Genomic DNA, 3,055 nt, shown 5'->3' on the forward strand with positions numbered 1-3,055 from the left:
TGAACCGCCCCGAGTTCGATAGAGATCTCAGATGGTTGTTGTGACCTGGTGTTTCGTGGTTCCCAGGTAGTAGTTGGTCTCGTATTCGACGGGCGGGATGTGGCCTATTTCACCGTGGAGTCGGCGGTGGCAGTACCAGTCAACCCATTCGGCGGTAGCCAGCTCGACCTCGCTCAGGGTCTTCCAGGGGCGGCGGGGCTTGATGATCTCGGTCTTGTACAGGCCGATCGTCGACTCCATCAGCGCGTTGTCGTAGGCGTCGCCGACCGAGCCGATCGAGGCCGCGATGCCGGCGGCGTCGAGGTGTTCGGCGAGCTTGAACGACGTGTACTGGCTGCCCGCATCTGAGTGATGAATCAGCTCGCCAGGGATGTGGGGGCGGCCTTCACGGTCGCGCTGCCAAAGCCCCATCTCCAATGCATCCAGGACGAGTTGGGTCTCTTTGGAGGTGGAGGCGGACCAGCCGACGATGCGGCGGGAGAAGGTGTCCACGACGAAGGCGACGTAGACGACCCCCGCCCACGTGGCCACATGCGTGAAGTCGGCGACCCAGCAGCGGTTCGGTGCGTCGGCGACGAACTTGCGGTCCACCCGGTCCGGTGCCCGGTCGGCCGTTTCGTCGGGGATCGTGGTGATCACTCTCTTGCCCCGCACGGCGCCGGCGATGCCCATCTCGCGCATCAGCCGCTCGACGGTGCAGCGGGCCACCCGGTGGCCCTGGCGGTTCAGCTCGCGCCAGATCTTCCTTGCCCCGTAGACACGGAAGTTGGACGTGTAGACCTCCTGGATCAGCTCCTTGAGTTCCTCGTCCCGCACGGTTCGCGCGGACGGGTTCTGGAGTCGTTTCTTGTGGGCGTAGTAGGTGGATGGGGCGATCTTGCAATCGTGCTCGGACAGCACGCGGCAGATCGGCTCGACACCGCCGAAGCGGTCCCGGTGCTCGTCGATGAACGCTACGAGCGCAGGTGTGGCCGGTCGAGCTCGGCCGCGAAGAAACTCGCCGCAGCCTTCAGGATCTCGTTCGCCCGCTTGAGTTCAGCGTTCTCCCTCTTCAACGCCTTGATCTGCGCGGACTCCTCCGTCGTCGTCCCCGGCCGCTGCCCGGAGTCGACCTGGTCCTGCCGCACCCACTTGCGCAGCGTCTCATTCGAGCCGATGCCCAGTTTCTCGGCCACGGCCTTGATCGCGGCGGACTCGGTCGGGTAGTCGCCGCGAACTTCGGCGACCATGCGCACCGCGCGACGGCGCAGCTCAAGCGGATAGGAGGAAGGTCGTGCCATGACTCGATCCTTTCACGAAATCGAGTCTCCATTCGAGCCGGGGCGGTTCACCGGACTGCCGCGATGAGTCGGCGTCGACAAACGGTGCAGTAACGCAGTTCAGATCAGCGGGCGGAATACATGAGCAAGCCACTTGAGCCGTTCGATCGCTGGCACAAGACCTACCCCAAACCGGAACGCGGTGACACGTCATGCGGATGCGGTACCGCGAAACGCCCCCTGTACCCGTCCGCCGACCACGGCAGGGGACGGCGATGGCAGGCGCGCTACACCGACACCACGGGAAACCAGCGACGGGTTTGCCTGGCCACTTGGCAAGAAGCCCGCGACCACCTGGACGCGGCACTTGCAGAAATCAACAGGAAGGCACCGCGAACCCCTCATACGGGCAGCCTTCGCATGGCCTATTACGCGGCGGAGATGATTGAAAGGAGACGCAAGCGAAATAGGAATGCCCGCACCACCAGCACCTATGAGTGTCATCTCCGCAATCACATCCTGCCGTTCGCCGGCCACCGCCTTGCAAACACCCTGAGCCGCCGAGATTCCATGGCCTTCGTCGACCACCTGCTCGACTGCCCCGGCCTCGACTCGGCCTACACGGTCGTCCAAATCTTCAAGACCTGGCGCATCCTCATGCACTACATGCTGGATGAAGACGTTCCCCTCCCGCCCAACATCGTGGCGCGGATCGAACTCCCGGACGTCACACCACGCGTCAAGGTCGCCCTCTCACCCCGCCAGGTTGCCGCGGTCGCCGCAGCGATGCGCAAGGTGGCGCCCCGCTATGAGATTCTGATCTGGCTGGGAGCCTGCGCCGGTCTCCGCCAGGGCGAGGCCTTCGGGCTGAAACGCAGTCAAGTGGTCTGGGACCGCGGCCTGCTCCGCATCGCCGAGCAGAGGCAGCGAGGCAAGGCGGTACGCCTCAAGACCCAATGCCGTTCAGTTAAGCGGTAGAGGCGAGTCTGATCGTGGCTGGACCGCTGTGTCGAGTTCCGGTGTCGTGGGGGCGTTTGACGCGGTAGGAGTTGTGGCGGGCTCGCTTGACGACTCGGGGGTAAGTGCGGTGCCGGCGTTCGGGATTGGGGCGCTGGAGGAGTTCGGTGATGGCCGCTGTGCGAGTGGCGGTACGTGGGTGGTCAGGGGGGAAAGGCCGCCTGGTCGGTGACCTGGCGGCGGGTGATGCGGACGGCGCGGAGGAAGGAAAGCCGGTCGGGGTCGAGTTCGGCCTGGTCGGCGGCGCGGGTCATGAAGGAGCGGACGGCGTAGTGGGTCAGCAGCAGTCCGTAGATCTCCTGCTCGACCAGTTCCGGGCTTTTCGAGCGCAGGACGGCGGCCGAGCCCAGGAGCTGGGATTTCATCTCTGCCAGTGCCGTTTCGTGTTCCCAGCGCTGGTGGTAGGCCCAGGCGAGCTCACCGGCCGGGAGGTGCGCGGGGTCGAGCAGGTCGGTGGCGAGCACGATGAGCTCACCGTCGGGGTTGCGGTCGGGCACGGTGTACTCCACCACCCGCACCAGCTGGGCCCGGTCGTCGTCCAGGGGGTGTCCGGCGCGGGCACTCTGCAGCAGGCGGTGGCGGGTGGGAGCGTGCAGGCCCGGCGCGTACAGCAGGGCCAGGTACGAGCCGTCGTCCAGCGCCCGCACCAGGGGCAGCTCCACGCTTGCGCCGATGCGCCAGCACAGGTGGGCACCGCGTTCACGGGCCCGCTGCCACAGCTGCCAGGAGTACAGCCCGGCATCCGCCAGCAGCAGCATGCCGTCCTGGAGGCAGCCCAG

The 3,055-nt window shown here is 66.0% G+C and carries 3 protein-coding genes; 1 reads left to right on the top strand and 2 read right to left on the bottom strand.

The genetic code is table 11. The features are described 5' to 3' along the window. Window positions 1-27 precede the first annotated feature (27 nt). Window positions 28-1,280, bottom strand: a protein-coding gene (locus GFH49_RS15570; RefSeq protein WP_230396121.1) for an IS3 family transposase whose coding sequence is annotated in 2 segments (ribosomal slippage) — window positions 28-998 and window positions 998-1,280 — 1,254 coding nt in all. Because the reading frame shifts where the segments join, the coding sequence is not laid out codon by codon here. 120 nt (window positions 1,281-1,400) lie between these two features. On the opposite strand from GFH49_RS15570, the gene GFH49_RS40120 reads away from it, so the two are divergent. Beyond that, window positions 1,401-2,237, top strand: a complete 837-nt coding sequence (locus GFH49_RS40120; RefSeq protein WP_230396313.1) for a site-specific integrase — start codon at window positions 1,401-1,403, stop codon at window positions 2,235-2,237. Between the two features lie 182 nt (window positions 2,238-2,419). Here the strand turns inward: GFH49_RS40120 and GFH49_RS39360 are convergent. After that, the coding region (locus GFH49_RS39360) for a transposase (RefSeq protein WP_328288280.1) at window positions 2,420-3,055 on the bottom strand (636 nt) is incomplete at its 5' end.

It is taken from the genome of Streptomyces blattellae (assembly GCF_009709555.1).
Taxonomy (GTDB): Bacteria; Actinomycetota; Actinomycetes; order Streptomycetales; family Streptomycetaceae; genus Streptomyces; species Streptomyces blattellae.

Bases quoted from the DNA above. Each gene is read 5' to 3' on its own strand.
- GFH49_RS40120 (WP_230396313.1), top strand. From the start codon at position 1,401: ATGAGCAAGCCACTTGAGCCGTTCGATCGCTGGCACAAGACCTACCCC.